Source organism: Flavobacterium restrictum (assembly GCF_007097245.1).
GTDB lineage: Bacteria > Bacteroidota > Bacteroidia > Flavobacteriales > Flavobacteriaceae > Flavobacterium > Flavobacterium restrictum.
The window spans coordinates 1-23,320 of sequence record NZ_VJZT01000011.1 but is presented as its reverse complement, the minus strand read 5'-3'; the positions used below and the strand labels follow the sequence as shown (position 1 = coordinate 23,320).

The window sequence follows — 23,320 nt, the reverse complement described above, 5'->3', positions numbered from 1 at the left end:
TAGCAGTAATAGAAAAAGTAGCGTTTATAAAGTCGCAACTGTACGCTACCAAGTCTCCAGACTTCCTATCAATTCTGCATATCATTACAATTTCGGCAACAGTATTTTTATCGAATTTCGTTAATTAAAATCTTTAGATACGATTTTGCGAGATTTTGTGGTGTGCCGTTTTGCCAATGTTATATTCCACTTTGAGTACAGGTAAAAACCTGTTTCTAAATCTCTTAATTAGCTGGTACAAGTTTCCGAGTTACCTCCCATCCCAAGACAACAAAAACAAACCTTCACAAAAAAATACTACTATACAATTAAAATAATCATAAAATAATTGCGAAACCAAAAAGTTGCGCATATATTTGCAACCAATTAGTTTCATATATAGATATTCCAAAATGAGAAGAGATGTATTTCAAGCCATTGCTGATCCTACCCGTAGGGCAATTATTGCACTTATTGCTATACAAGCAATGACACCTAACGCATTGGCTGCCCATTTTGACACCACCAGACAAGCCGTTTCTAAACACCTCAAAATTTTGACGGAATGTGAGTTAGTCCAGCAAGAGCAACAAGGTAGAGCCATTTATTATTCGCTTCAAATTGAAAAAATGAAAGAAATAGATGTTTGGTTATCCCAATACAGAAAAATTTGGGAAACGCGATTTAACCAATTGGATAACGTATTAGTAACTCTTAAAAATCAGAAAATATGAAAAACAAGTTGCAATTTGATTTTACCGTAGACAAAACAGCCAAAACGGTATTCATAAACAAGGCATTCGCTGCGGAACTTTCGGTGGTTTGGGATGCGTTTACCCAACAAGAAATTCTAGATAAATGGTGGGCACCTAAACCTTGGGCATCCAAAACTAAATACATGAATTTTGAAGTGGGCGGAAAAAGATTTTACGCCATGGTCAGCCCAGAAGGACAAGAGCATTGGTCAATACAAGAATTCACTTCGATTAGTTCAAAAACCAATTTCAAAATGTTGAATTCCTTTGCAGACAAGGACGAGAATCCTGAATTACCTGGTTCGCAATGGGAATACCATTTTAGCGAACAAAACGGCATAACAACAGTCAAAATCACTATTTATAATGAGTCGCTTGCCCGTTTAGAGAAAATGATCGAAATGGGTTTTCAAGGCGGTTTTACCATGACGCTCAACTATCTAGAAGCACTTTTAACAACTGTATCCTAAAAATGATTTTCGTTTTCGAGATAGTTAATGACTGGATAGCTGATTCATTTTTGTTTAAAAACGTTCTTTATAGCCGTAAATTCTTGTATTATGGTGCTTTTTAAAATACAAAAAATCGAATTTTCGTAGGGTATTTTGCTTATATTTAATTGATAATCAAACGGAATTTTCATCTACATCTGTCAGGTTTTTAAAACCTACACTATCAAGCCAACAAAGCCTCAAAAAACATCCAGATACCGCAAAGTGTCTACACAAGAAACCCTTTCAAATCTACAATTAGACAGAAAGGGTTTCTTTGTAACAAAAAGCAATTTTTCGTTAAGTATTGTTGGAATTAATTAATTATACTCCGCCACAATCTCGGCATCAAATTCCGTGGTATCTTCTATTTCTGGAGACGCAATTTCGGGCACAGAGGCTTTAAGTGCATTGAATTTTTCTAGTTGTTCCAGCTCCCCTTCTTCTCCCGAAAAATAAGGAAAAACATCCAAAATTGGTGATTCGGCAATAGCAGGAATACTATAATCGCCCATCGTGCCCTTCATGACTTGAACGGTGTTGTCATAAGCCTCTTTTATATCATTGGCTTGCAATAAAATATACATATTGGTCTTGCGTTCTTTGCCACTTTCTTCGTCATAGGCGAGTAACGAAACTTTAGATTTAAACCAGCGATCGGCATTTTCAAAGGGATGAATCTCACTAAAATTGGCCACTTTTATATTCGTGATTTTAAATTCTTCGCTAATGTAAGTCGCCATTTCTTCGTTAATTCTCTTTTCGGCTTCGGTGTAAGATAAGGCATCGACCAAATACGGTTCTGTGGTGACCTTTTGTTTTCCAGTATCGTCGGTTTTTCTATATTTTACTTTGCATTCGTACCAAGTTGTGCTCATCGTTATTTTTTTTAAGGATGCCAAAGATAGATTTTAGAGAATAAAAAAAGCATTTTTATCCTGCAAATAATAATGCTAAATCCCAATTTTAACGTTTTTGAAAACCAAAAAACAATTCTTAACGTAACTAACAATAGTTAAATAAATTACAATTGTAAAGTGCACGACATTTAGGAAAAAACAGAATACATACCTTTGAATTATAAAAATAAAATCATGAAAAAAATAACGCTACTCCACTTCCTCTTTATGATTCCACTCGTTATGCTAACGGCATGTGGACAAACAACAACGACAACTAATGCAACTAAACAAGCCGCTACAATGGAAAACAACAGCAAGCCCAACAATCCTTACTATTCCCACACGGATCAAACCAAACTGAATTTGACCGACGCCGAATGGAAAAAAATACTGCCCGAAGCGGTTTACGAAGTCTCTCGACATGCCGATACCGAACGCCCTTTTACCGGAAAATATTGGAACACGGACGAGAAAGGAACCTATTATTGTGCCGCTTGTGGCAATACCCTTTTCCGTTCAGGAGCCAAATTTGCCAGCAGTTGTGGTTGGCCCAGTTTTTTTGAACAAGAAAATAAAAAAAGCGTAGTCTACAAAACCGATAATTCGCTAGGAATGGAACGAATCGAAGCACTTTGTGGCAGATGTGGCGGGCATTTAGGACATCTTTTTGACGATGGTCCTGCTCCTACTGGAAAAAGATATTGTATGAATTCTATCGCTTTGGATTTTGAACCTGATACTAAAACCAACTAAAATGAAAAAAATAATCGCCCTTATTTTACTGGCAAGTACTGGAATATTTGCCCAACAAAAAGAATCTAAAAACACTCCAAAAACTACATCCCTAGAAACCATAACACTTGCCGGTGGCTGCTATTGGTGCGTTGAGGCGGTTTACGAAAATCTAAAAGGAGTACAATCAGCTGTTTCAGGGTTTACAGGAAGCAAAGTAAAAAACCCAACTTATGAGGAAGTTTGTACTGGAAATACGGGAGCCGCCGAAGCGGTTCAAATTACGTATGACCCAAATACAACCAGTCTGGACGAAATTTTCAAAGTGTTTTTTACCGTTCATGACCCCACCACTTTAAACCGTCAAGGTGCGGATAGTGGCACACAATACCGATCGGCAATTTTTTATAAAAACGAAACACAGAAAAAAGCGGCACAAGACATAATTTTTTCTTTAAAAAAAGCAAAGGTTTACGATGCTCCCATTGTCACTTCCCTAGAACCGTTAACGCAATTTTACAAAGCCGAGGATTACCATCAAAATTATTATCAAAACAATAAATACCAACCGTATTGTCAAATGGTAATTCAGCCTAAAATAGAAAAATTCGAAAAACTATTTAAGGATCGTTTAAAAAAGAAATAATAAACTACTCAAATGAAACCGCTTCTGAAAATGAGCGGTTTTTTTATTTTAAAAATATGCTACTTATTTATTATTAACCAATTATATCAAGATCGGGATTAAAAGGAATGGTGGTTTTGAACACAATTATCGAATAAAAACAATTACATTAGCCTTACACTAAAAAAATGTCATGAAATTTCCCAAAAATAGCGTTCCATTTATTCTAGTTCTTTTAGTAATGTTTGCCTATTCTGTAGATGCACAAGAAAAAAAAGTAGCACCTACAACGGTAAAATTGTATTCGGAAATTGAACAAATGGATCAAGTGGTATTTGAAGATTTCAATACTAAAGATTTCAAAAAATTCAAGGCATTATTTACCGAAGATTTAGAATGGTATCAAGACAATGGCGGATTACTTTCGTATGAAACTGTTTTTAAAAATTTCGAGACTATGTTTGGAAACGTTAACAAACTTACTCGAAAATTAGTCAAAGGAACGCTAGAAGTGCATCCGATAAAAGATTTTGGCGCCATTGAAATAGGAATTCATGAATTTCGACATATCGAAAATGGAAAAGAAGAATTAGGTACTTTCAAGTTTCTAATGATTTGGAAAAAAGTCAATAACCAATGGAAAATTTCCAGAGTCATCAGTTACGACCATTAATTTTAGTATTAAAACCAAAAAAATAATCTTTTAAACGAATCTTCTGTCGCCATGAAAAACACAATACTGATTTTTTTGATTTTGCTTTCTATTAGTTGCAAAAAAAACAATACCGTAGTTACATCAATATCCAAATCATCCCAAAATTGGGCTATGCTAGATTTTGAAAAAGTGGATAGCATCAATCCTATTTTGGCTCCAGATTCCAATCAAATTTTTAATTGCCCTGTAAGTCATAAAGTAGTTCATTGGGAAGAGCGCAATGTGCTCAACCCATCGGCAATTATAAAAGACGGCAAAGTTTACTTAATTTATAGAGCACAAGATCACGAAATGACCTCCCGATTAGGATTGGCCGTAAGCGAGGATGGACTCCATTTTAGAAAATTACCCGCACCAATATTCTTTCCTGATGTTGATGCTATGCAACAATACGAATGGAAAGGTGGCGTTGAAGATCCTAGAGTTATAGAAAGCCCTGATGGAACGTATATTATGACCTATACTTCGTATGATGGAAAAACAGCTCGATTGTGTTTGGCCAGTTCCAAAGATTTAAAAACTTGGGTAAAACAGGGTTTGGTTGCAAAAGACGAGAAATACAAAGATTTATGGTCAAAATCGGGTGCTATTGTGGGTAAAGTAAGCAACAATCGAATCATTGCAACAAAAATAAAAGGACTTTATTGGATGTACTTTGGCGATTCGGATTTGAATATGGCGACATCGGTTGATTTAATCCATTGGAAAGTTGCCGTAAATGAAGAAAATCAAAAAATGATTACCGTTTTACACCCACGAATGGGGTATTTTGATAGCCGTTTGGTAGAGCCTGGGCCATTTGCTTTGCTTCAAGAAAATGGAATTCTCCTTATTTATAACGGCAGCAATGCACTAAATTATAACGACCCAAAACTTCCTAAATATACGTATGCGGCGGGACAAGCACTTTTTGACAAAGAAAATCCATACAAACTCATCAACCGACTCAAAACTAATTTTATACATCCTGATAAACCGTACGAGAAATCAGGCGAGGTCAATGAAGTTTGTTTTGTTGAAGGATTGGTTTATTTCAAAAACAAATGGCTTTTGTATTACGGAACAGCCGATTCTAAAATTGCTGTAGCCGTAAAAGCGGAAAACTAGAAAAATTAACATTTCAAAACCGCCGCAATCATTTGGGCACATTTCTCGCCATCAATAGCCGCCGAGATAATTCCTCCAGCATAACCCGCACCTTCTCCACATGGATACAAGCCTTTTACATGAAGATGTTCGTATGTAAAAGCATCTCTTGGAATGCGTACCGGGGAGGAAGTTCTTGATTCTGGCGCATGCAAAATTGCCTCGTTAGTCAAATAACCCCGCATGGATTTTCCAAATTCGGTAAAACCTTCTCGCAAAATTTGAGTTAAAAAACCGGGGAAAACCTGTCCCATTTCTACCGATGTAGTTCCGGGAACATAGGATGTTTTCGGAATTTCGGATGAAACTTTATTTTGTGTAAAATCGACCATTCGCTGTGCAGGCACTTTTTGCGATTGACCTGCTAACTGCCATGCTTTTTGCTCTATGCTTTTTTGAAATTCCATTCCTGCCAAAGCACCAAATTTAGCAAAAGGAGCAAAATCCTCCAGTTTTAATTCAATTACAATCCCCGAATTTGCAGTGGCTTGATCCCGTTTAGAAGGCGACCAACCATTTGTAACCACTTCGCCGGGACTCGTGGCGCAAGGAGCAATTACACCTCCGGGACACATACAAAAGGAATACATACCACGACCATTTACCTGTTTTACAATTGAATAAGGTGCTGGCGGAAGTAGCGATCCACGGTAATCACAATTGTACTGAATGCTATCAATTAACGACTGCGGATGTTCAGCTCTTACGCCCAAGGCAAAAGGTTTGGCTTCGATAAAAACTTTTTTTCTGTCTAATAATTCAAAGATATCACGAGCAGAATGTCCAGTTGCAAGAATTATTTTTGAAGCAGTAATTGTATCTCCATTTTGAGTAACTATACCTTGTACTTCGTTATTTTTTATGATAATATCAGTCAAACGCGTTTCGAACAAAACAATTCCACCACATTCGATAATTTTTTCCCGAATATCCTGAATAATTTGCGGCAATTTATTCGTTCCAATATGCGGATGTGCTTCAACAAGAATATCCTCCGATGCGCCAAAAGCGACTAACAATTCGAGAATCCTAGTGACATCGCCCCGTTTTTTGGAACGCGTGTATAATTTTCCGTCAGAGTAGGTTCCCGCGCCACCTTCGCCAAAACAATAATTAGAATCTTTATCGACTAGATGATCCACATTGATGGATTTCAAATCGCGACGACGACCACGAACGTCTTTTCCACGTTCAACAACTATTGGTTTTAAACCTAATTCTATCAATTGCAATGCAGCAAAAAGTCCAGCAGGCCCAGCTCCTATAACAAGTACTTCTTGAGAATTTGCAACGTTTTTATACTCTGGAAGTTGAATTTTCGTTTCCTGAAAAGGTTCCCCTTTTAAATAAATAGCCACTTTCAAATTGATTTTGATTGCTTTTTGACGAGCATCTATCGAGCGTTTTAAAACCAAAACATGTTGGATTTCATTGCTATTCACTTTAATTTGTTTGCACAAATGGTCTTTGAGTAGCGATTCGCTAGAAGCTATTTCTGGAGTGACTTGTAAAAGGAGTTCTTGAGGCATTTGATACAATTTATGCGTTGATTGTGCTATTCGTTCGTTCGAAAAACCAAATCAGCTATGCAAAAGTAGTATTTTGAAGTGAAACTTGTAACTAAATAGGAAATCCATTTTTAAATCAGACTTCGTATCTTTGTGTTTTTAATTCATTCAACATTCCAATCAAGATAAAAAATGCCTGAATCTATAAGCCAAAACGAAACAATCAAAAAAATAAAACTAATTTGGGACTTTCGTGGACCTGTCGCTGCAAAAATTGCGGAACATCACGAAATTCATCTCAAAGAATACATTGCAATCGAAAAATTAGAGTTGAATATAACTGGTTTTGAAATCAAAAATGACATGTACGCCATCGCTTTTATGGTGGTTACCCAAGAAAATATGATTCTGGTGCGAGATGCTTTGAAACCACATCGAGGAGAAGTATTCCCCTGCCCAACTCTCCCCAAAAGTGAGGAAGCCTAGAAAAATTAGAGTAGCAGATTCTCAAAACCCAAAAAAACTTCGTAAACGAAGTTTTTTTGGTAATTACCTGAAATTTATCCTGTTTTTCAATTCCTCCATGAGATTTAGGAGGATATTAATTGGCCACTTCGCTAATAAATTTGATTCGCATTAATCGCAACTCATCAATATCATAATCGCCATCAAATTCCTTGAGTGCTTCTTCAATATTATCCGAATGGGATTCCATGAAATAATCGTGAATTTCTTCTTGTTGATCATCATCCAGGAGTTCATCAACCCAATATTTAATATTGAGCTTGGTGCCCGAATATACAATTTGCTCCATTTCTTTGATTAAAGCGTCCATCGTTAACCCTTTTGCGGAAGCGATATCGTCTAATGACAATTTACGGTCGATATTTTGAATGATATATAGTTTATTTATCGAATTGACACCTGTCGATTTGACCACCAAATCCTCTGGGCGAATGATGTCATTCTCTTCTACATAACGTTGTATTAAATCGACAAATTCTTTACCATATTTCTTGGCTTTCCCTTCCCCAACACCATGAATATTGGTTAATTCCTCTAATGAAATAGGATATTTCAAAGCCATATCCTCGAGCGATGGATCCTGAAAAACGACAAATGGAGGTACCCCTAATTTTTTGGCTACTTTTTTTCGTAAATCACGCAACATTCCCATCAAAGCTTCGTCAGCAGTTCCTGTTGATTTTGCGGCCGTAACTATGGCTTCATCTTCGGATTCGTTGTATTCATGATCTTCGGACATCAGGAAGGATTCAGGTTTTTTGATAAATGCCAATCCTTTTTTGGTGATTTTTACAATGCCATAGGTTTCAATATCTTTGGACAAAAAACCATCAACCAGTACTTGTCGCAACAAGGCCATCCAATATTTTTCGTCATGATCTGCACCAGAGCCAAAAAAGGTTTGAGAATCTGTTTTGTGCGCTTTTATAACAGCATTGACGCGACCTATTAAGGTAAAAACTAATTCTTTGGATTTGTAAATGTGCTTGGTATCCCGAACAACGCTCAACAATTTGACCACTTGATCTTGGGCTTCGACTTTGGTTTTTGGATTGCGAACATTGTCGTCCATATCAGCTCCTTCGCCAGTTTCGCTGCTAAATTCTTCTCCAAAATAATGCAGTAAAAATTTACGCCGTGACATTGACGTTTCGGCATAAGCGACAACTTCTTGCAATAAGGCAAATCCTATTTCTTGTTCCGCGACTGGTTTTCCAGATAAAAATTTTTCTAATTTTTCGACATCTTTATAGGAATAATAAGCTAGACAATGCCCTTCGCCACCATCACGACCGCCACGCCCCGTTTCTTGATAATAACTTTCTAATGATTTTGGAATATCATGGTGAATCACAAAACGCACATCGGGTTTGTCAATTCCCATCCCAAAAGCAATGGTTGCCACCACCACATCTACATCTTCCATGAGGAACATATCCTGGTGTTTTGCTCGCGTTTTGGCATCTAAACCGGCATGATATGGGACAGCACTAATGCCGTTAACCTGCAAGACTTCGGCTACGGCCTCTACTTTCTTGCGGCTTAAACAATAAATAATACCTGATTTTCCTTTGTGTTGTTTTATAAAACGAATAATATCTGACTCAATATTCTTGGTTTTGGTACGCACTTCATAGTACAAATTTGGTCTGTTAAAGGACGCTTTAAAAGTAGTAGCATCCGCCATGTCTAGATTTTTGAGAATATCTTCTTGTACTTTTGGCGTAGCAGTTGCAGTAAGGCCAATAATAGGGACGTCACCCAATTGATGAATAATGCTTTTTAAATTTCGATATTCAGGTCTAAAATCATGTCCCCATTCCGAGATGCAATGCGCTTCATCAATAGCGACAAAAGATATGGGTACATTTTGAAGAAATTGTACATACTCCTCCTTGGTCAAGGATTCTGGAGCTACATATAATAGCTTGGTCAATCCAGAGGTAATATCCTTTTTTACTTGGGCAATTTCGGCTTTGTTCAGTGAGGAATTCAAAACATGGGCAATACCGTTCTCCGATGACAAGCTTCGGATGGCATCAACTTGGTTTTTCATCAATGCAATCAAAGGCGAGACCACAATAGCAGTTCCCTCTAAAATCAAAGCTGGCAACTGGTAACAAAGCGATTTCCCGCCACCCGTAGGCATAATCACAAACGTGTTTTGCTTGTCGAGTAGGCTTTTTATAACTTGTTCTTGTAAGCCTTTAAATTGGCTGAAGCCAAAATACTTTTTTAATTCTTTGTGTATGTCAATTTCGTTTGAATTCATTCTTGATTATATGGTATTTTGTATAAATTTGCACTTCATAAAGATACTAATTTCTTTTACACTTACAAATTTTAAACATTCTGTTTTGATAACCAACGAAAATATAATGGCACTTGCCAAAAAAACGATTGTATCCGAAAGTGAATCGATTGCAAAACTTACTGATTTCATCGATGCGAGTTTTGTAGCCGCAACGCAATCCATTTACAATTCTAAAGGAAGAGTCGTTGTAACTGGGATTGGAAAAAGTGCTATTATCGCTCAAAAGATGGTAGCCACCTTCAATTCAACCGGAACACCAGCACTTTTTTTGCATGCTTCGGAGGCTATACATGGTGATTTAGGAATGATTCAGGACGATGATGTCATTATTTGCATTTCAAAAAGTGGCAACAGCCCCGAAATTAAAGTTTTGGTGCCACTGTTGACCCGTTTTGGAAATACTTTGATTGCCATGACTGGAAATATGACTTCGTTTTTGGCCAAAGGTGCCCATTTTGTCCTCAATACCACCGTAGTTTCCGAGTCGTGCCCTATGAATTTGGCTCCTACCAATAGTACAACTGCCCAATTAGTGATGGGAGATGCACTCGCTATTTGTTTGATGGAAATGAATGATTTCAAACCCGAAGATTTTGCCAAGTACCATCCCGGTGGCGCACTAGGCAAAAAATTATTACTTCGTGTAATCGACATGCTAGAAAACTCCTTGAAACCCATGGTAGCGCCAGATGCTCCTATAAAAAAGGTGATTTTCGAAATTTCGGAAAAAAGACTTGGCGTTACTGCTGTAGTCGAGAACGAGAAAGTAATTGGTATCATTACTGATGGTGATATCCGACGAATGCTCAACGACCGCGATACTTTTATGGATTTGACCGCCAAAGATATCATGACCAAAAACCCTAAACTTATTGCATCCGATGCGATGGTAATTGACGCATTTAATATTATGGAAGATTTTTCGATTACACAATTAGTCGTTGTAGACAACGGAAACTACAAAGGAGTGCTACATTTACATGATATTTTAAAAGAGGGAATCGTATAATGGCAGCAAAAAATTTAAACGAAATGTCGTTTTTAGACCATCTCGAAGAGTTAAGATGGCTTTTAGTTCGCAGTACAACAGCCATTATTATTATGGCGTGTGCCACCTATTTTATTAGTGACTATTTATTTGACGTCATTATTTTAGGCCCCACAAGACCCACTTTTTTTACCTACCAATATTTTTGTGAATTATCACATCAATTGGGTTTTGCCGATAGCATTTGCATCACCGAAATGAATTTTATCATTCAAAACACCGAAATGGAAGGCCAAGTCAACATTTTTGTTTGGATGTGCGTCTTGGCGGGTTTTATCTTGAGTTTTCCTTATATCTTATGGGAAATTTGGAAATTCATAGGCCCCGCTTTGTATGAAAAGGAAAAGAAAAATGCCAAAGTCTTTATTTTTACCTCCTCGCTCCTTTTCTTTTTAGGCGTTTTATTTGGTTATTATGTAGTTATCCCCATGTCAGTAAATTTTGTGGCTACCTTCTCCGTGAGTGATGTAGTCAAAAATCAATTTACACTCGACTCCTATATGGGAATGGTAAAAACGAGTATCCTCGCCAGCGGTTTGTTTTTTGAATTGCCTATAATTATTTATTTTTTAACCAAATTAGGGTTGGTAACGCCTTCTTTTTTAAGAACATACTGGAAATATGCCGTTGTCATCATCTTGATTGTGGCCGCAATAGTAACGCCTCCTGATGTAGTAAGTCAAACCATTGTTGCTATACCCATGCTGCTTATTTACGAAGTAAGTATCTTTATATCTATGCTTGTTTATAAATCTAAAAACAAAAAAAATGCCTAATATCGTAACCGAATTCAATGAATACCGTTCTAAAATGAACGAAAAACTCTTGGCGGACAATAACAAAATTGTGAAACGCATTTTCAATTTAGACACCAATGCGTATGCCGCAGGAGCATTAGACGTAAAAACAAAAGAACTATTGGGATTAGTAGCATCGGCGGTATTGCGCTGCGATGATTGTGTAAAATACCATCTTGAAACTAGTTTTAAAGAAGGAATTACCAAAGAAGAAATGATGGAAGCCATGGGAATTGCCACTTTGGTAGGCGGAACAATTGTAGTACCCCATTTGCGAAGAGCTTATGAATTTTGGGAAGCATTGGAAAACCAAACTACCACCGAGGAATTGTAATTCTCGAACCCTTTTTACAACTAAATAGTCCAGCATAAACAACCCAAATAATGAAATTAAGAGCAGAAAATCTTGTAAAAACCTATAAAGGTCGCAGTGTGGTAAAAGGCATTTCGGTAGAAGTGAACCAAGGCGAAATTGTGGGACTTTTGGGACCAAATGGTGCTGGTAAAACAACTTCTTTTTATATGATTGTTGGTTTAGTAAAACCCAATTCTGGTCATATTTATTTAGATGATTTAGACATTACCGAATATCCTATGTACAAAAGAGCCCAGCAAGGTGTGGGGTATCTAGCACAAGAAGCATCGGTTTTTAGAAAATTAAGTATCGAAGATAATATTTTGAGTGTCCTACAATTAACCAAACTTTCTAAAGAAGCCCAAATTGCCAAAATGGAAAGTTTAATAGCCGAATTTAGTTTAGAACACATACGAACCAACCGCGGAGATTTATTATCTGGTGGAGAACGCCGTCGTACCGAAATTGCACGTTGTTTGGCCACAGATCCTAAATTTATTTTATTAGACGAACCCTTTGCCGGAGTAGATCCCGTGGCTGTAGAAGACATTCAGCGCATTGTAGCACAGCTAAAAAACAAAAATATTGGCATCCTTATCACGGATCACAATGTGCAAGAAACACTGGCTATTACTGATAAAACCTACCTCATGTTTGAAGGTGGCATCCTAAAAGCCGGCATACCCGAAGAATTAGTAGAAGATGAAATGGTACGTCGAGTGTATTTGGGTCAAAATTTTGAATTGCGCAAAAAGAAATTATTGTTTTAAAAAGTTCGTTTAAGCGTGTTGTTCCAAAATTATTTTTGGCACGTTTTCGTTGAGCCATTTGTATTTATTTAAAATCATAATGTGCGTACCCCCTTTTACAACCATACAATTGGAAATGTTTTTGATAGGAAAAACATCGTCTAAATCGCCATGAATATGAATAACATTGGGGTCTACAACCTCTCTATCCCAAAGAATTACTTGCTCCACAGCCCAGTCTAAATAGCGAATATCCCTAACAGAAAGAAATTTTTCGTACAATCGAAGTCGTTTATTTACTTTTTTACCAAAAGAAAATTTAGCTAAATTCTCTATATTCAAAATCAAATGCAGCGGTATCAACTTGTAGGCTTTGGTCGTTTTGGCAATTTTCATTCGGAGTGGAAATTCTAAATTACTTTTGACACTCGAAATAATAATTACTTTTCGAACAGGAATCCATTTTGCTATTTCTTGAACCAGAATACCTCCAAAAGAAACGCCAATTAATACTGGATTTTCAAGCGTAATTTTAGCCGAAATCCTTTTGGCATAGTCGGATAACGACTCGGTTTCTAGAGGGATTTCCCATTCTAAAAAAATCATTTTAAACTGCAACTCGGGAAGCAAAATTCTTTCAAAAATAGAAGAACTTGCCGCTAATCCGGGCATGAAATAAACAGGAATTGTATTCATTTTTAAAGGTAATGCAGTGTTGGAACAAAAGTTTGGGACTAAATTAGCTTTATTTTTTGGACTTAACCGAATTCTTTTACGTACAAAATCAACTTTGCCTTGAATCTATTCACAAATCCTTGGTCGGCTACTTGTGTTTTCAAGTAATTATTTTCAAACTCCTAATTCGCTTTACACTATTTTGAACATTCATTCCACACCAACTCCTAAAAACCAGCCTACTATATCAACGATAATTAGGGTACTAAAAAAACTAGTAATACCCAATTATCCCCATCCAAAATCCGCCTATAACCATATAAATTACTAATAGAACGAGTCCGGTTACGAGTCCTTTTAACCACCAACTTTTTAAATCTACATAACCACTCCCAAAAAAAACGGGTGCAGGACCATGCCCATAATGAGTTAGTGTTCCGTACAATGAACCCACAAAACCAAGCATAAAGGCTAATAGTAAACCAGGAATTCCTAGTGAAACACCAACTCCAAGTAACGCCGCATACATGGCCGCCACGTGAGCTGTGGCGCTTGCAAAAAGGTAATGACTAAAAAAGTATACTACTACAATTATGGGAAATGCAATTTGCCAACTCAATCCGCCAATTTGAGCTTTGATCAATCCGCTAAACCAACTTATAAAACCCAATTCGTTCAGCGAACTGGCCATCATTACCAAAACCGAAAACCAAATTATCGTGTCCCAAGCTCCTTTCTCGGATTTTACATCTTCCCATGTCAAAACCGAAGTGAGCAATAACAACACCAAACCAATAAATGCGGTTGTTGTAGCATCAATAGAGAAAATATCGCCTGTTATCCAGAGGATTAACAAAATAACAAATGCCAAAAGCATCAGCCATTCGTTTTTAGAAATAGGTCCCATTTCCTTCAATTTTTGATTGGCCATTTCGGGTGCATCGGCAGTTTTCTTTAATTCTGGTGGGTATATTTTGTATAAAACTAATGGAATGACAAAAAAAGCGACTAAACCCGGAACAATCGCAGCAACTGCCCACGACATCCAAGTGATTTTTATTCCTAAATCGGCAGCAAACTTTTGACACATGGGATTACTTGCTGTTCCTGTCAAAAACATCGAGGAAGCAATCAAATTCATATTGTAGCTGTTCAATGTCAAAAAAGAACCCAATTTGCGATGTGTTTCGGGCTTATCAGGTTCCGAACCAAAACTAATCGCCATCGATTTCATAATAGGATAAATAATCCCTCCTCCTCTAGCGGTATTACTAGGAATAGCGGGGGCTAAACACAAATCAGCAAGTCCCAAACCGTAGGCTAATCCTAGGGAACTTTTGCCAAAAATTCGGATAAACAAAAAAGCAATTCGGTTGCCTAATCCCGTTTTTATAAAACCTCTTGCTATGAAAAAAGAAATCCCTATGAGCCAAATCACTTTGTCACCAAATCCTTTTAAGGCTAGCGTAATGGACTTTCCTGCCTCACCTGGGGCTAAAACTTGAGAAAAAGCCGTAACAGAAATAGCCATCATGCACATCGTTCCCATAGGAGCTGCTTTGAGAATGATACCCAAAATTGTGGCGACAAAAATTGCAAATAAATGCCACGCTTCTGGAACTACGCCTGTTGGTGGCGGAATAAACCAAATTAATAATCCAACAGCTAGGGTAATTAATACGCGGATAGTACTGACTTCTTTCATAAAAATTAGGAATTAAAATAACAATTTATAATCTACTTTGAACTTGTAAAACAAACAATTCTTTGTTGTAATTGGCCGTATTGGGAACGTTTTTATCAAATCGATCTATTTGTACCCCCATTTGAATTCGGGCGCCATAATCCTTAAGAAATTCTAATCCTACCATAGGAACAAGGCTCTGTTTCACATTAGAATCCAACCTGAAATTAGTGTCTAGATATTCATACCGACAAGAAAATTCTATCGAAGTCAATTTTTTGTAATTGATTTGATACCTAAAGTTGGGCAAAAAATAAAAACCGCGCATCAAGTAATCATTGACTTGGGCGGTTCTATTGGCTGTAGGAATAGTAAAATACAAATTATGATTCGTAGCTTGCTTCGCCTCCAGTTGCATGTCTACAAAAAACAAATCGGATAATTTTACATCTGTAGTCAAATCGAGACCCACGGCATAGACTTTTCGGTTTTGAACCTCCCCTATTCCACCGTTGAGTCCAAAGTTGACATTGTTCTTTTTAGACAAACCAAAAACAAATCGAGACATATATTGCTTGCCATTGTCCTTATCCGTTTCTTGGTTGCGACCATTGCCATTTAAGGCCGAAAGCGCGTAGGTTACAGGAATTTTATTGATATCAAAAACACCCGTTACCGTAGCTCCTATTTGAAAACTAGACCAGCCATTTTTTCCAAATTCATAATATTGATTCGAAAAATCCAATGATTTAATGATATCAATTGGGTAGGTCTCTTCAATCCCAAACCAAGGCCTAAATTGTCCCAAAGTCAACCCAATATGCTTGTTGAAGGTGTATTTTATATACGCATTTTCTAAAACTTTATTTTTAGGATCCGTTTTAAACTCGGCGAGATTAATCAAGGCTACGACTTCGGTATGTGGCCCAATAGCCGCTTTTACTTGGGTTCGCATTCGTTTGATATCAAATGAGTTGCTCGAAAAAGCATCGGCATTGGCATGATGTACTCCTAATAAATCGACATCGTTGTTGAGACCTACTAAATAACGAGCTTGAAAAAGTCCTTTGAACTGAAACTGCGGGTATTTTACTTCTTTTTTCTTAACCGTATCAATTTCGTTTTGAGCAGAAAGAAGTGCTGGAACTAAAAAAATAGCAAAGAGTAATTTGCTAAAAAAGAGTCTACTAATTTTTTTCATGAAAGTAATGTATTTAGAATTTTGTTTGAAAATGGAAACCAAAAAACTTCGCCAAACCCCAAATTGCTTTTCAAAAACAAAAGAAACGAACTCCATTATAATGTCCTCTTTCGAATTTGACCAAACAAATAAAATAAATTTTTAATGAATAAACAAATAAAAAAAATCTGATTAAAAAATTATAACCCTAACACATCGTTTGTGTTAGATAAAACCAATCAAAATCGCTCGCAATCCTTTAAATTTTTATTAAAAAAACAAAAAAATTATAGCATAAAAATATAAAATTTATGTCTTTTTATTAAAAAATATAAAAACTTAACAATTGTTTAATCTAACTAGTTAATAAAATTTATAATTTTAACATAAATAAATCATAAAAATACAAACCCAAAAATCAATTTTATGGAAAAAGTTATTCACGTAATAGGAATTTTTCTTGGACTTTTAATCCTCAACGAGGTATTTAGGAGATCCAAATGGCTTTCGCTTATTGTTTTTGTAGGTATTGCGGGTATATTAACGTTCACCATTTGGCCTACCGCAGCGGATCATCCTGATGCAACCATCAATACTTGGTTTCATACCGCCAAATTATATTCGGCGATTGCGGGCGTACTAATTTTTATAGTAATTCGTTATACTAAATGGGGCGAAAACAAAAACCTACTTATTTTTCCGGCCTTAATACTTGCCGTAAACATTCTTGAAGCAGTCGCTAGAGATTTTGAACTTGGCGGACAAAACGGTGGCATTTGGCATTATCTTAATGGTGTTGCAGGCCTACTTTCTATTGTAACTATCTCGGGTTGGGTTGGCATCAATGTAACCAAGGACAACATAAAAGACATGATTTGGCCTGATATGCTGGTGTTTTGGATCATTGCGTATGATATTTGGAACTTTGCTTACATCTATTTTTGTGTGCCACAACATACCTTTTATAACGTAGCCGTTTTATTTTCGTGTACCGTTCCTGCCTTATTTATCAAAAAAGGGACTTGGCTTCAGGCTCGTGCCATTACATTGAGCGCTTGGATGATGTATTTATTCACATTCAATTATTATGTAGACAACCCAAACACGTATATAATGCCGTCTAATAACGAAACAATGATGCTCGTTGTAGGCCTAATCAGTTTTGGTGCCAATGCTGCTTTTGCTTGGATTCATTTCTCTAAAATGATTAAAGAGAAACGTTTTGGTTTTGGTCAAGAAATACATGTTAATTAATAATGAATTTGAAAAATTAAAAAAGAATATTTTAAGGAATATTCTTTTTTTTTCATAAATTCGTCTCCTACCAATTGGTGTTTTTAACACAAAAATTAAAAAAATTCTTATGAATAAAAGAATACTTTTTATACTCACTTTTGGATTAACGCTTTCCCATTCTTTTTCTCAAATTGTAGTTTCCACTAGCCTTGAAGAAGCCATAAATAAAGCAATAATTAAGAGTAGTTCTATAAAAAATAAAGAGCTGGAAATAGAAAAACTGTATTTACAGGAAAAAGGACTCTGGAACAAATACATTCCAAGCATCGAGGCAAGTGCTGTCTATTCGTATTTTGACAACAAACTTTCGGTTAACTTACCCGCCTCGCAACTGCCTGCAATTCCTAATATTCCGCCTTTTGACGGCAAAACATCCTTTGGCAATTACGGCAATTTATTCAACGGAAGTGTGATTGCAAAAGCCGTACTTTTTAGTGGTTTCCAAATCCCAAATGCAGCCAAAGCCGTACAAGAAAAAACAAAAGGAACCGAATACTTGAAAGAATCCGAAAAAGATGGAATTATCAAAGAAGTCATTAACACTTTTGACCAATTAGCACTGCTAAATGCCATCGAAAAACTCTTGCACGACAGCAACAATCGCTTGAATACCGAAACCAAACGCGTAACCAAAGCCGTGGAGCAAGGACTCGCCATTCCGTATGATCGGGACAAAATTAAACTGGCAACATTAGAACTGGAATCCAAAGGAATCGAGTTAGAAGGAAAGCGAAAACTCGTCTATAAAAAATTAGAATATTTAACAGGATACCAACAATCCGAAATTGACCAAGTGAGCTACACTCTAGAACCCTATCTTATTTCGGATCAAAAATTAAGCACTGATAACAAGCAAGAAATCAAAGCTTTGGAATCCTTTAAATCGGCATACGAATTTTTATTAAAAAAAGAAAAAGGAACTTTTTTACCTACTTTAGGCGCATTTGGTGGCGTAACCTATTCGAGTTTATTTAATGCCAAAGCCACGACACAAGTCATTACAGGCATCAACGAAGCCTTGTATTTAGGATTAAACGAGCTTACCATAAGCAACAATTGGGTTATTGGAGCGGGATTAAAATGGGAAGTTTTTGCGGGTTTTGAGAGAGAACACAAAGTACACGAAGCCAAGATCAACATTGAACAAGTCCAAAACCAAATTGATGATACCAAAGAAAAATTGGAATTATTACTAGAAAACAATTATGTTAATTATACCGTTTTAAATCAAAAAATAGCCATCACAGCCCAACAAGAAAAAGTGGCGGCAAACAATTTGAATTTGGCTGTAAAGCAATACAAAGAAGGACTCATCACCATTTCCGAGCGGTTGGAAGCCGAAAATGATTCGTTTAAAGCGGCTGTTGCCAAAGTAAATACCCTAATCGAGCAACGTTTAGCAGCCATTGAAACCATTATTGCAACGGGAGAATTATCCAAAAAATTAAATAAATAATCTAGTAATGTATCCTTTTTTGCAAAAGGCAGTGGCATTTTATAAAAAAGAACAAACACCAAAAAACATGAAAAAAACAATCCTTATACTGTCCTTTTTATTTTTGCTTATCAGTTGTGAAAAACCCAAAAACGAAAACATTTTGCAAGGAAAAGTAGAAAACGAGCAACTGGCCATTGTGAGTAAAGTACCTGGTAAAATCATACAATTATTGGTCAAAGAAGGCGATTTGGTCCAAAAAGGAGACACACTTGCCGTACTCGATATTCCTGAAGTAGATGCCAAAAAGAGTCAAGCCGAAGGTGCCGTTATTAGTGCCAAAGCCCAGTATTCGATGGCGTTGAAAGGGGCTACAGCTAACCAAATCAAACAGCTAGAAGCCAAACAAACAGGACTAAAAGAGCAATACGAATTTGCACAAAAATCCATCAAGCGATTGGGTAATATGCTCAAAGATTCGCTGGTATCCCAACAAATGTATGACGAAACTTTTGCCAAATACCAAGGCGCACTCGCCCAATACAATGCCGTTCAAGCCGAACTAGACGAAGCTAGAAAAGGCGCTCGAACCGAACAACAAACGATGGCTTTGGGACAACAAGACAGAGCGTATGGCGCCTTGCAAGAAGTAGAAACCGCCAATAAAGAACGCTATGTAATTGCGCCTCAAGACATGAGCATCGAAACCATTACGCTCAATTTAGGTGAATTGGCGTTGCCAGGGTACACGCTTTTTAACGGTTACATTAGCAACAGTACCTACTTTCGATTCACGCTACAAGAAAGTCAGTTGAAAGGGTTCAAAAAAGGACAAGAAATCACGGTGAGCATTCCAAACTCGAACACCAAAATAAAAGGAAAAATAACCACCATCAAACAATTGGGTGCTTACGGCAACATTGCCACCGCTTATCCTGACTATGAATTGCAAGAAAGCTTGTTCGAAGTGCGCGTAACGCCGCTAAACATAAGCGAAACCAAAGATTTGATTACCAAAACAACAGTCACTTTATCCTTATAATTATGCGAAATTTCTTTTCACTCTTAAAAAGAGAATTCCAATTATTTTGGCAAAATAAAATCTTACGAATGCTTTTTATAGGCGCACCACTACTCTACGCCGTACTTTTGGGCTATGTATACAGCAAAGGAAAAGCAACGGATTTACCCATTATTGTAGTCGATATGGATCAATCTGAAATGAGCGCCAAGGCCATCGAAATGTTCAACGACAACGAAGTCCTGACCATCAAAACCGTTTTGTACGACAAAAATAACCTCGCAAAAATTGCTATTGACAACGATGCCAATTGCATTGTCATTATTCCAAAGGATTTTCAAAAAATGGTACTCACCAAACGCTATCCCGAAATCATAACCATAGTAAATACCGCCAATATTTTGACAGCTAACTTTTCGTCGAATGCTATTTTGGCTTGTTTGGGAACCTTAAAAGTAGGCGTTCAAATGGAAACTTTACGCAAGCAAGGCGTTCCAGAAAAACTGCTCGCGTCGCAATTTGAACCCTTTAAAACTACAGTTGTCAAAAAGAACAATCGCAGCAGCAATTATTTGTATTATTTGTGGCCTGGCGTATTATCGGCGGTGTTGCAACAAGTGATGTTATTAGCATTAGCCTTGTCGTTTGCCTCTGAATTCGAAAATGGAACCTTCAAAATTTTAGTCGATAAATCGCCTTCGATTCTACAAATGATGAGTATCAAAATAATCCCCTATCTAATTATGAGTTTTGGGGTTTGGTTGCTGTACTGGATGTTTACTTTTTATTTCCGAATCCCATTTTTCGATAATTTACCAGAACTCACTTTTGTGGCGGGTGTCTTTGTACTATCGGTCTCTTTTATAGGAATATTAGTAAGTATTTTGATTCCAAGTCAGCTCAAAGCCACCGAAATTTTGATGGTTATTGCCACGCCTAGTTTTATATTAAGTGGTTTTAGTTGGCCCTTGAGCCAAATGCCCAGTTGGGTTCAGGGCGTTGCCAATGTGATTCCGCTGACTCATTTCCTGAATGCTTTTAGAATATTAATTATAGAAAACGGAACCTTATCACAAACCAAAGCGCCCATACAAAGCATGATTATTATAGGAAGTGTTTGTGCCGTAATGGCGTATATTGCGTTGTATTTCAAGAAAAAACAAGTGTTGAAAAACGAAATATAATCGACAGCAATTATTCAAAAACAGGAACACTATTCCACTCTTTTAAACCTAAAAAAACCGACAAACAGCAGTAGATTTGTCGGTTTTTTTTTATAGAAATTGGATTATTTTTTACCAAATTTCCAGTCAAATTCATCTTTTTGATTGATGGTAGCACCCAATTCAAATTTTACCACTTCGTCGAATTCCGTTTGCAGAATAAACCAATTTTCTTCGTTAAAATAGTTTTCAAAGGTATCAAACTCTTCTTGTGTGAACTTGGTTATGCCTTTGGGAGCAACCTCTTTTTTGACATCGGCAATTTTTTTATTGATGATGGTATTCCCAAACAACTCCAAATCCAGACTAGAAGCTACGATGTAACCTAACTTTAATTCTTCTTCCTGATAAAATGTCAAACGCATTTTTAAGCTATTATAAGAGAAAATAACATTGTTGTCCTCGTCCTTATAATTGCGATTGGGTTTGCCATAAAGTGCAATTACATCATTTTGTTTCATCCCAAAAAGGAGTTTATCGATGCCACTTTTTAAATTTATTTTCATAATCAATTTTTAAACAAAGTTCGTAAAGTTTATTCAAAAGTAAGTATTTTATTATTTGATACAATTTTCTTATATTAGGGGCACAAAATCAGTGCTTATGAAATGGGATGCCCAAATAATCAACCACAAAAAAGAAAGCCGAATCGCCGTTTATTTTGATAAAAATGCCGACTTAATAACGCGTATCAAAAAACTAGACGATTCCCGCTGGAGTCAATCCTTGGTCGCTTGGCACCTTCCAGATACGCTAGAAAACCGAATTCGGTTCAAAATCGCACCACTACCCCACACCCTTCCATCAGAGGAAGCTATTCTAAATATAGAAAAATTCAAGCAATGGCTGCGCTCCAAACGCTATAGCGAAAGCACGATTACTACCTATAGCGAAGGTTTGAGATCGTTCTTGTTCTTTTACCGCGAAAAACCAATCTCCGAAATTACCAATGAGGATGTCATTTTGTACAATAATGAGTATATTTTGAAAAATAAGCTATCGGCTTCCTACCAAAACCAAATTGTTAACGCCATCAAATTATTTTTTAAAACCATACACGAAAAGAAAATTGATATTGACAAAATACACCGTCCCAAAAGAGCCAAACTGTTGCCTAATGTATTGAGCAAGGAAGAAATAAAAATGATTTTGAATGCCCACAGCAACATCAAACACAAAATGATGCTTTCCTTGATTTACAGTTGTGGCTTGCGCTGCGGCGAATTATTGGCATTGCAACCCGTTCTTATCGATTCCAAAAGAAATATTGTATTGCTTAAAAATGGCAAAGGCAAAAAAGACCGAATTGCACCTTTATCTCCTAAAATTTTAGATATGCTTCGCGTATATTACACCGCCTTTAAACCAACCAACTATTTATTTGAAGGCGTAATTCCGGGAGAGCCCTACTCCGAAAAAAGTTTACAAAGCGTACTGAAAAAAGCGATCAAAAAAGTGGGTATCACCAAACCCGTTAGTTTGCATTGGTTGCGCCACAGCTTCGCCACGCATTTACTAGAAAGCGGCACTGATTTAAGGTATATCCAAGAACTATTAGGGCACTGCAGCAGCAAGACCACCGAAATTTACACGCATGTAAGCACCAAAAGTATTCAACAAATAAAAAGTCCTTTTGATGATTTATGAAATAAATATCTTATATTTGAAAAGAAATAAACACTGACACTTGTCAGACAAAGCGACCCAATTTTGGGTTGATATGTCGGATGTTGTCAGGGGTGTATACTAGTTACTGGAGACTTGTGCCGAAATTACGCAGATAAAAACAATTAGAAAATAAGCATTGATTCCGCAAGAAGTTTATAAGCAGAAGCGTGAAAATTGGATTGTGCCGTCAGAAACTTGAAAAACCGAAGCGTTAAAATTGGAATTTGCTAACACAGACTTGAAAAGTTGAACTTGAAACGTGGAAGCGTGAAAATTGGAATCCTCGAGCAGAAATTTGACTTTTTTTGCGCAGAATTTTAAAGCGAAAAGTAAATAATTGAAAGTATGCATTGAAATTACGAACCGAAAATCACAAACGTCAAAGTTGGGTTTTGCCATGGAAGCGTGAAAATTTGCGGTTTAATCGTAATTTCGACAAAAACAAGCCTCCAGTAACACACGCTACAAGCAATTTGGGGATTTGGCTTAATGGAAAA

Annotated in this window: 23 protein-coding genes; 16 read left to right on the top strand and 7 right to left on the bottom strand. The window is 36.8% G+C overall.

From position 1 onward, the window contains the following. Positions 1-392: 392 nt before the first annotated feature. Both FNW21_RS10960 and FNW21_RS10955 read left to right on the top strand, forming a co-directional pair. A complete protein-coding gene (locus FNW21_RS10960; protein WP_144256788.1) occupies positions 393-713 on the top strand; it encodes an ArsR/SmtB family transcription factor in 321 nt (106 codons plus the stop codon). Continuing rightward, positions 710-1,204, top strand: coding sequence for an SRPBCC family protein (locus FNW21_RS10955; RefSeq protein ID WP_144256787.1), 495 nt, complete (start codon positions 710-712; stop codon positions 1,202-1,204). The genes FNW21_RS10960 and FNW21_RS10955 overlap by 4 nt, the downstream gene beginning before the upstream one ends. 341 nt (positions 1,205-1,545) lie before the next feature. Here the strand turns inward: FNW21_RS10955 and FNW21_RS10950 are convergent, their stop codons facing one another. Then, a complete protein-coding gene (locus tag FNW21_RS10950) occupies positions 1,546-2,103 on the bottom strand; it encodes a DUF4494 domain-containing protein (RefSeq protein ID WP_144256786.1) in 558 nt (185 codons plus the stop codon). A 216-nt stretch (positions 2,104-2,319) separates the two neighbouring features. On the opposite strand from FNW21_RS10950, the gene msrB reads away from it, so the two are divergent. From msrB to FNW21_RS10930, 4 genes are all read left to right on the top strand, one after another. Further along, entirely contained in the window at positions 2,320-2,880 is a 561-nt protein-coding gene (gene msrB / locus FNW21_RS10945) for a peptide-methionine (R)-S-oxide reductase MsrB (RefSeq protein WP_144256785.1), read from the top strand. Position 2,881: 1 nt separating this feature from the next. Further along, on the top strand, positions 2,882-3,505 hold the full coding sequence (gene msrA / locus FNW21_RS10940; RefSeq protein WP_144256784.1) for a peptide-methionine (S)-S-oxide reductase MsrA: 624 nt from the start codon (positions 2,882-2,884) through the stop codon (positions 3,503-3,505). 172 nt (positions 3,506-3,677) lie between these two features. Continuing rightward, entirely contained in the window at positions 3,678-4,157 is a 480-nt protein-coding gene (locus FNW21_RS10935; protein ID WP_144256783.1) for a nuclear transport factor 2 family protein, read from the top strand. A gap of 51 nt (positions 4,158-4,208) precedes the next feature. Further along, positions 4,209-5,306: a glycoside hydrolase family 130 protein gene (locus tag FNW21_RS10930; protein WP_144256782.1), complete on the top strand. Its 1,098-nt coding sequence runs from the start codon at positions 4,209-4,211 to the stop codon at positions 5,304-5,306. Between the two features lie 5 nt (positions 5,307-5,311). Here the strand turns inward: FNW21_RS10930 and FNW21_RS10925 are convergent, their stop codons facing one another. After that, on the bottom strand, positions 5,312-6,874 hold the full coding sequence (locus tag FNW21_RS10925; RefSeq protein ID WP_144256781.1) for an NAD(P)/FAD-dependent oxidoreductase: 1,563 nt from the start codon (positions 6,872-6,874) through the stop codon (positions 5,312-5,314). A 171-nt stretch (positions 6,875-7,045) separates the two neighbouring features. Between FNW21_RS10925 and FNW21_RS10920 the strand changes: the two genes are divergently transcribed. Further along, positions 7,046-7,339 carry a hypothetical protein gene (locus tag FNW21_RS10920; RefSeq protein WP_144256780.1) on the top strand — a complete coding sequence of 98 codons (294 nt, stop codon included), beginning with the start codon at positions 7,046-7,048 and terminating at the stop codon, positions 7,337-7,339. 115 nt (positions 7,340-7,454) lie between these two features. On the opposite strand, the gene recQ is transcribed toward FNW21_RS10920, so the two are convergent. Next, complete coding sequence (gene recQ, locus FNW21_RS10915) at positions 7,455-9,650, bottom strand: DNA helicase RecQ (RefSeq protein ID WP_144256779.1); 2,196 nt, start codon at positions 9,648-9,650, stop codon at positions 7,455-7,457. A gap of 85 nt (positions 9,651-9,735) precedes the next feature. On the opposite strand from recQ, the gene FNW21_RS10910 reads away from it, so the two are divergent. From FNW21_RS10910 to lptB, 4 genes are read left to right on the top strand one after another with little or no spacing between them, the layout of a single operon-like run. Further along, a complete protein-coding gene (locus tag FNW21_RS10910; protein ID WP_185963924.1) occupies positions 9,736-10,701 on the top strand; it encodes a KpsF/GutQ family sugar-phosphate isomerase in 966 nt (321 codons plus the stop codon). Continuing rightward, complete coding sequence (gene tatC / locus FNW21_RS10905; protein ID WP_144256778.1) at positions 10,701-11,516, top strand: twin-arginine translocase subunit TatC; 816 nt, start codon at positions 10,701-10,703, stop codon at positions 11,514-11,516. The genes FNW21_RS10910 and tatC overlap by 1 nt, the downstream gene beginning before the upstream one ends. Next, positions 11,509-11,871, top strand: coding sequence for a carboxymuconolactone decarboxylase family protein (locus tag FNW21_RS10900; RefSeq protein ID WP_144256777.1), 363 nt, complete (start codon positions 11,509-11,511; stop codon positions 11,869-11,871). The genes tatC and FNW21_RS10900 overlap by 8 nt, the downstream gene beginning before the upstream one ends. Before the next feature lie 50 nt (positions 11,872-11,921). Continuing rightward, entirely contained in the window at positions 11,922-12,662 is a 741-nt protein-coding gene (gene lptB / locus FNW21_RS10895) for an LPS export ABC transporter ATP-binding protein (RefSeq protein ID WP_144256776.1), read from the top strand. Positions 12,663-12,671: 9 nt separating this feature from the next. On the opposite strand, the gene FNW21_RS10890 is transcribed toward lptB, so the two are convergent. From FNW21_RS10890 to FNW21_RS10880, 3 genes are all read right to left on the bottom strand, one after another. After that, entirely contained in the window at positions 12,672-13,337 is a 666-nt protein-coding gene (locus FNW21_RS10890; protein WP_144256775.1) for an alpha/beta hydrolase, read from the bottom strand. Between the two features lie 253 nt (positions 13,338-13,590). After that, complete coding sequence (locus FNW21_RS10885; protein ID WP_144256774.1) at positions 13,591-15,021, bottom strand: anion permease; 1,431 nt, start codon at positions 15,019-15,021, stop codon at positions 13,591-13,593. Between the two features lie 25 nt (positions 15,022-15,046). Continuing rightward, positions 15,047-16,201, bottom strand: coding sequence for a porin (locus tag FNW21_RS10880; protein ID WP_144256773.1), 1,155 nt, complete (start codon positions 16,199-16,201; stop codon positions 15,047-15,049). Positions 16,202-16,606: 405 nt separating this feature from the next. Here FNW21_RS10880 and FNW21_RS10875 point away from each other — a divergent pair, with 405 nt between their 5' ends. The 4 genes from FNW21_RS10875 to FNW21_RS10860 all read left to right on the top strand — a co-directional run bounded on the left by FNW21_RS10875 (position 16,607) and on the right by FNW21_RS10860 (position 21,116). Then, a complete protein-coding gene (locus FNW21_RS10875) occupies positions 16,607-17,434 on the top strand; it encodes a DUF5692 family protein (RefSeq protein ID WP_144256772.1) in 828 nt (275 codons plus the stop codon). Between the two features lie 109 nt (positions 17,435-17,543). Next, positions 17,544-18,932, top strand: a complete 1,389-nt coding sequence (locus FNW21_RS10870; RefSeq protein WP_144256771.1) for a TolC family protein — start codon at positions 17,544-17,546, stop codon at positions 18,930-18,932. Positions 18,933-18,999: 67 nt separating this feature from the next. Beyond that, on the top strand, positions 19,000-19,953 hold the full coding sequence (locus FNW21_RS10865) for an HlyD family secretion protein (protein ID WP_144256770.1): 954 nt from the start codon (positions 19,000-19,002) through the stop codon (positions 19,951-19,953). A gap of 68 nt (positions 19,954-20,021) precedes the next feature. Beyond that, positions 20,022-21,116 carry an ABC transporter permease gene (locus tag FNW21_RS10860; protein ID WP_317129300.1) on the top strand — a complete coding sequence of 365 codons (1,095 nt, stop codon included), beginning with the start codon at positions 20,022-20,024 and terminating at the stop codon, positions 21,114-21,116. Between the two features lie 104 nt (positions 21,117-21,220). On the opposite strand, the gene FNW21_RS10855 is transcribed toward FNW21_RS10860, so the two are convergent. Continuing rightward, the gene (locus FNW21_RS10855) at positions 21,221-21,661 is read right to left on the bottom strand and encodes a hypothetical protein (RefSeq protein WP_144256768.1); all 441 of its coding nucleotides are present in this window, start codon (positions 21,659-21,661) and stop codon (positions 21,221-21,223) included. A 97-nt stretch (positions 21,662-21,758) separates the two neighbouring features. On the opposite strand from FNW21_RS10855, the gene FNW21_RS10850 reads away from it, so the two are divergent. After that, positions 21,759-22,802: a tyrosine-type recombinase/integrase gene (locus FNW21_RS10850; RefSeq protein WP_144256767.1), complete on the top strand. Its 1,044-nt coding sequence runs from the start codon at positions 21,759-21,761 to the stop codon at positions 22,800-22,802. Positions 22,803-23,320 lie beyond the last annotated feature (518 nt).

Bases quoted from the DNA above. Each gene is read 5' to 3' on its own strand.
- FNW21_RS10935 (WP_144256783.1), top strand. From the start codon at position 3,678: ATGAAATTTCCCAAAAATAGCGTTCCATTTATTCTAGTTCTTTTAGTA.
- msrA (WP_144256784.1), top strand. From the start codon at position 2,882: ATGAAAAAAATAATCGCCCTTATTTTACTGGCAAGTACTGGAATATTT.
- FNW21_RS10920 (WP_144256780.1), top strand. From the start codon at position 7,046: ATGCCTGAATCTATAAGCCAAAACGAAACAATCAAAAAAATAAAACTA.
- FNW21_RS10950 (WP_144256786.1), bottom strand. From the start codon at position 2,103: ATGAGCACAACTTGGTACGAATGCAAAGTAAAATATAGAAAAACCGAC.
- FNW21_RS10850 (WP_144256767.1), top strand. From the start codon at position 21,759: ATGAAATGGGATGCCCAAATAATCAACCACAAAAAAGAAAGCCGAATC.
- msrB (WP_144256785.1), top strand. From the start codon at position 2,320: ATGAAAAAAATAACGCTACTCCACTTCCTCTTTATGATTCCACTCGTT.
- lptB (WP_144256776.1), top strand. From the start codon at position 11,922: ATGAAATTAAGAGCAGAAAATCTTGTAAAAACCTATAAAGGTCGCAGT.
- FNW21_RS10870 (WP_144256771.1), top strand. From the start codon at position 17,544: ATGAATAAAAGAATACTTTTTATACTCACTTTTGGATTAACGCTTTCC.
- tatC (WP_144256778.1), top strand. From the start codon at position 10,701: ATGGCAGCAAAAAATTTAAACGAAATGTCGTTTTTAGACCATCTCGAA.
- FNW21_RS10875 (WP_144256772.1), top strand. From the start codon at position 16,607: ATGGAAAAAGTTATTCACGTAATAGGAATTTTTCTTGGACTTTTAATC.
- FNW21_RS10855 (WP_144256768.1), bottom strand. From the start codon at position 21,661: ATGAAAATAAATTTAAAAAGTGGCATCGATAAACTCCTTTTTGGGATG.
- FNW21_RS10880 (WP_144256773.1), bottom strand. From the start codon at position 16,201: ATGAAAAAAATTAGTAGACTCTTTTTTAGCAAATTACTCTTTGCTATT.
- FNW21_RS10865 (WP_144256770.1), top strand. From the start codon at position 19,000: ATGAAAAAAACAATCCTTATACTGTCCTTTTTATTTTTGCTTATCAGT.
- FNW21_RS10955 (WP_144256787.1), top strand. From the start codon at position 710: ATGAAAAACAAGTTGCAATTTGATTTTACCGTAGACAAAACAGCCAAA.
- FNW21_RS10860 (WP_317129300.1), top strand. From the start codon at position 20,022: ATGCTTTTTATAGGCGCACCACTACTCTACGCCGTACTTTTGGGCTAT.
- FNW21_RS10925 (WP_144256781.1), bottom strand. From the start codon at position 6,874: ATGCCTCAAGAACTCCTTTTACAAGTCACTCCAGAAATAGCTTCTAGC.
- FNW21_RS10885 (WP_144256774.1), bottom strand. From the start codon at position 15,021: ATGAAAGAAGTCAGTACTATCCGCGTATTAATTACCCTAGCTGTTGGA.
- FNW21_RS10960 (WP_144256788.1), top strand. From the start codon at position 393: ATGAGAAGAGATGTATTTCAAGCCATTGCTGATCCTACCCGTAGGGCA.
- FNW21_RS10900 (WP_144256777.1), top strand. From the start codon at position 11,509: ATGCCTAATATCGTAACCGAATTCAATGAATACCGTTCTAAAATGAAC.
- FNW21_RS10930 (WP_144256782.1), top strand. From the start codon at position 4,209: ATGAAAAACACAATACTGATTTTTTTGATTTTGCTTTCTATTAGTTGC.
- recQ (WP_144256779.1), bottom strand. From the start codon at position 9,650: ATGAATTCAAACGAAATTGACATACACAAAGAATTAAAAAAGTATTTT.
- FNW21_RS10890 (WP_144256775.1), bottom strand. From the start codon at position 13,337: ATGAATACAATTCCTGTTTATTTCATGCCCGGATTAGCGGCAAGTTCT.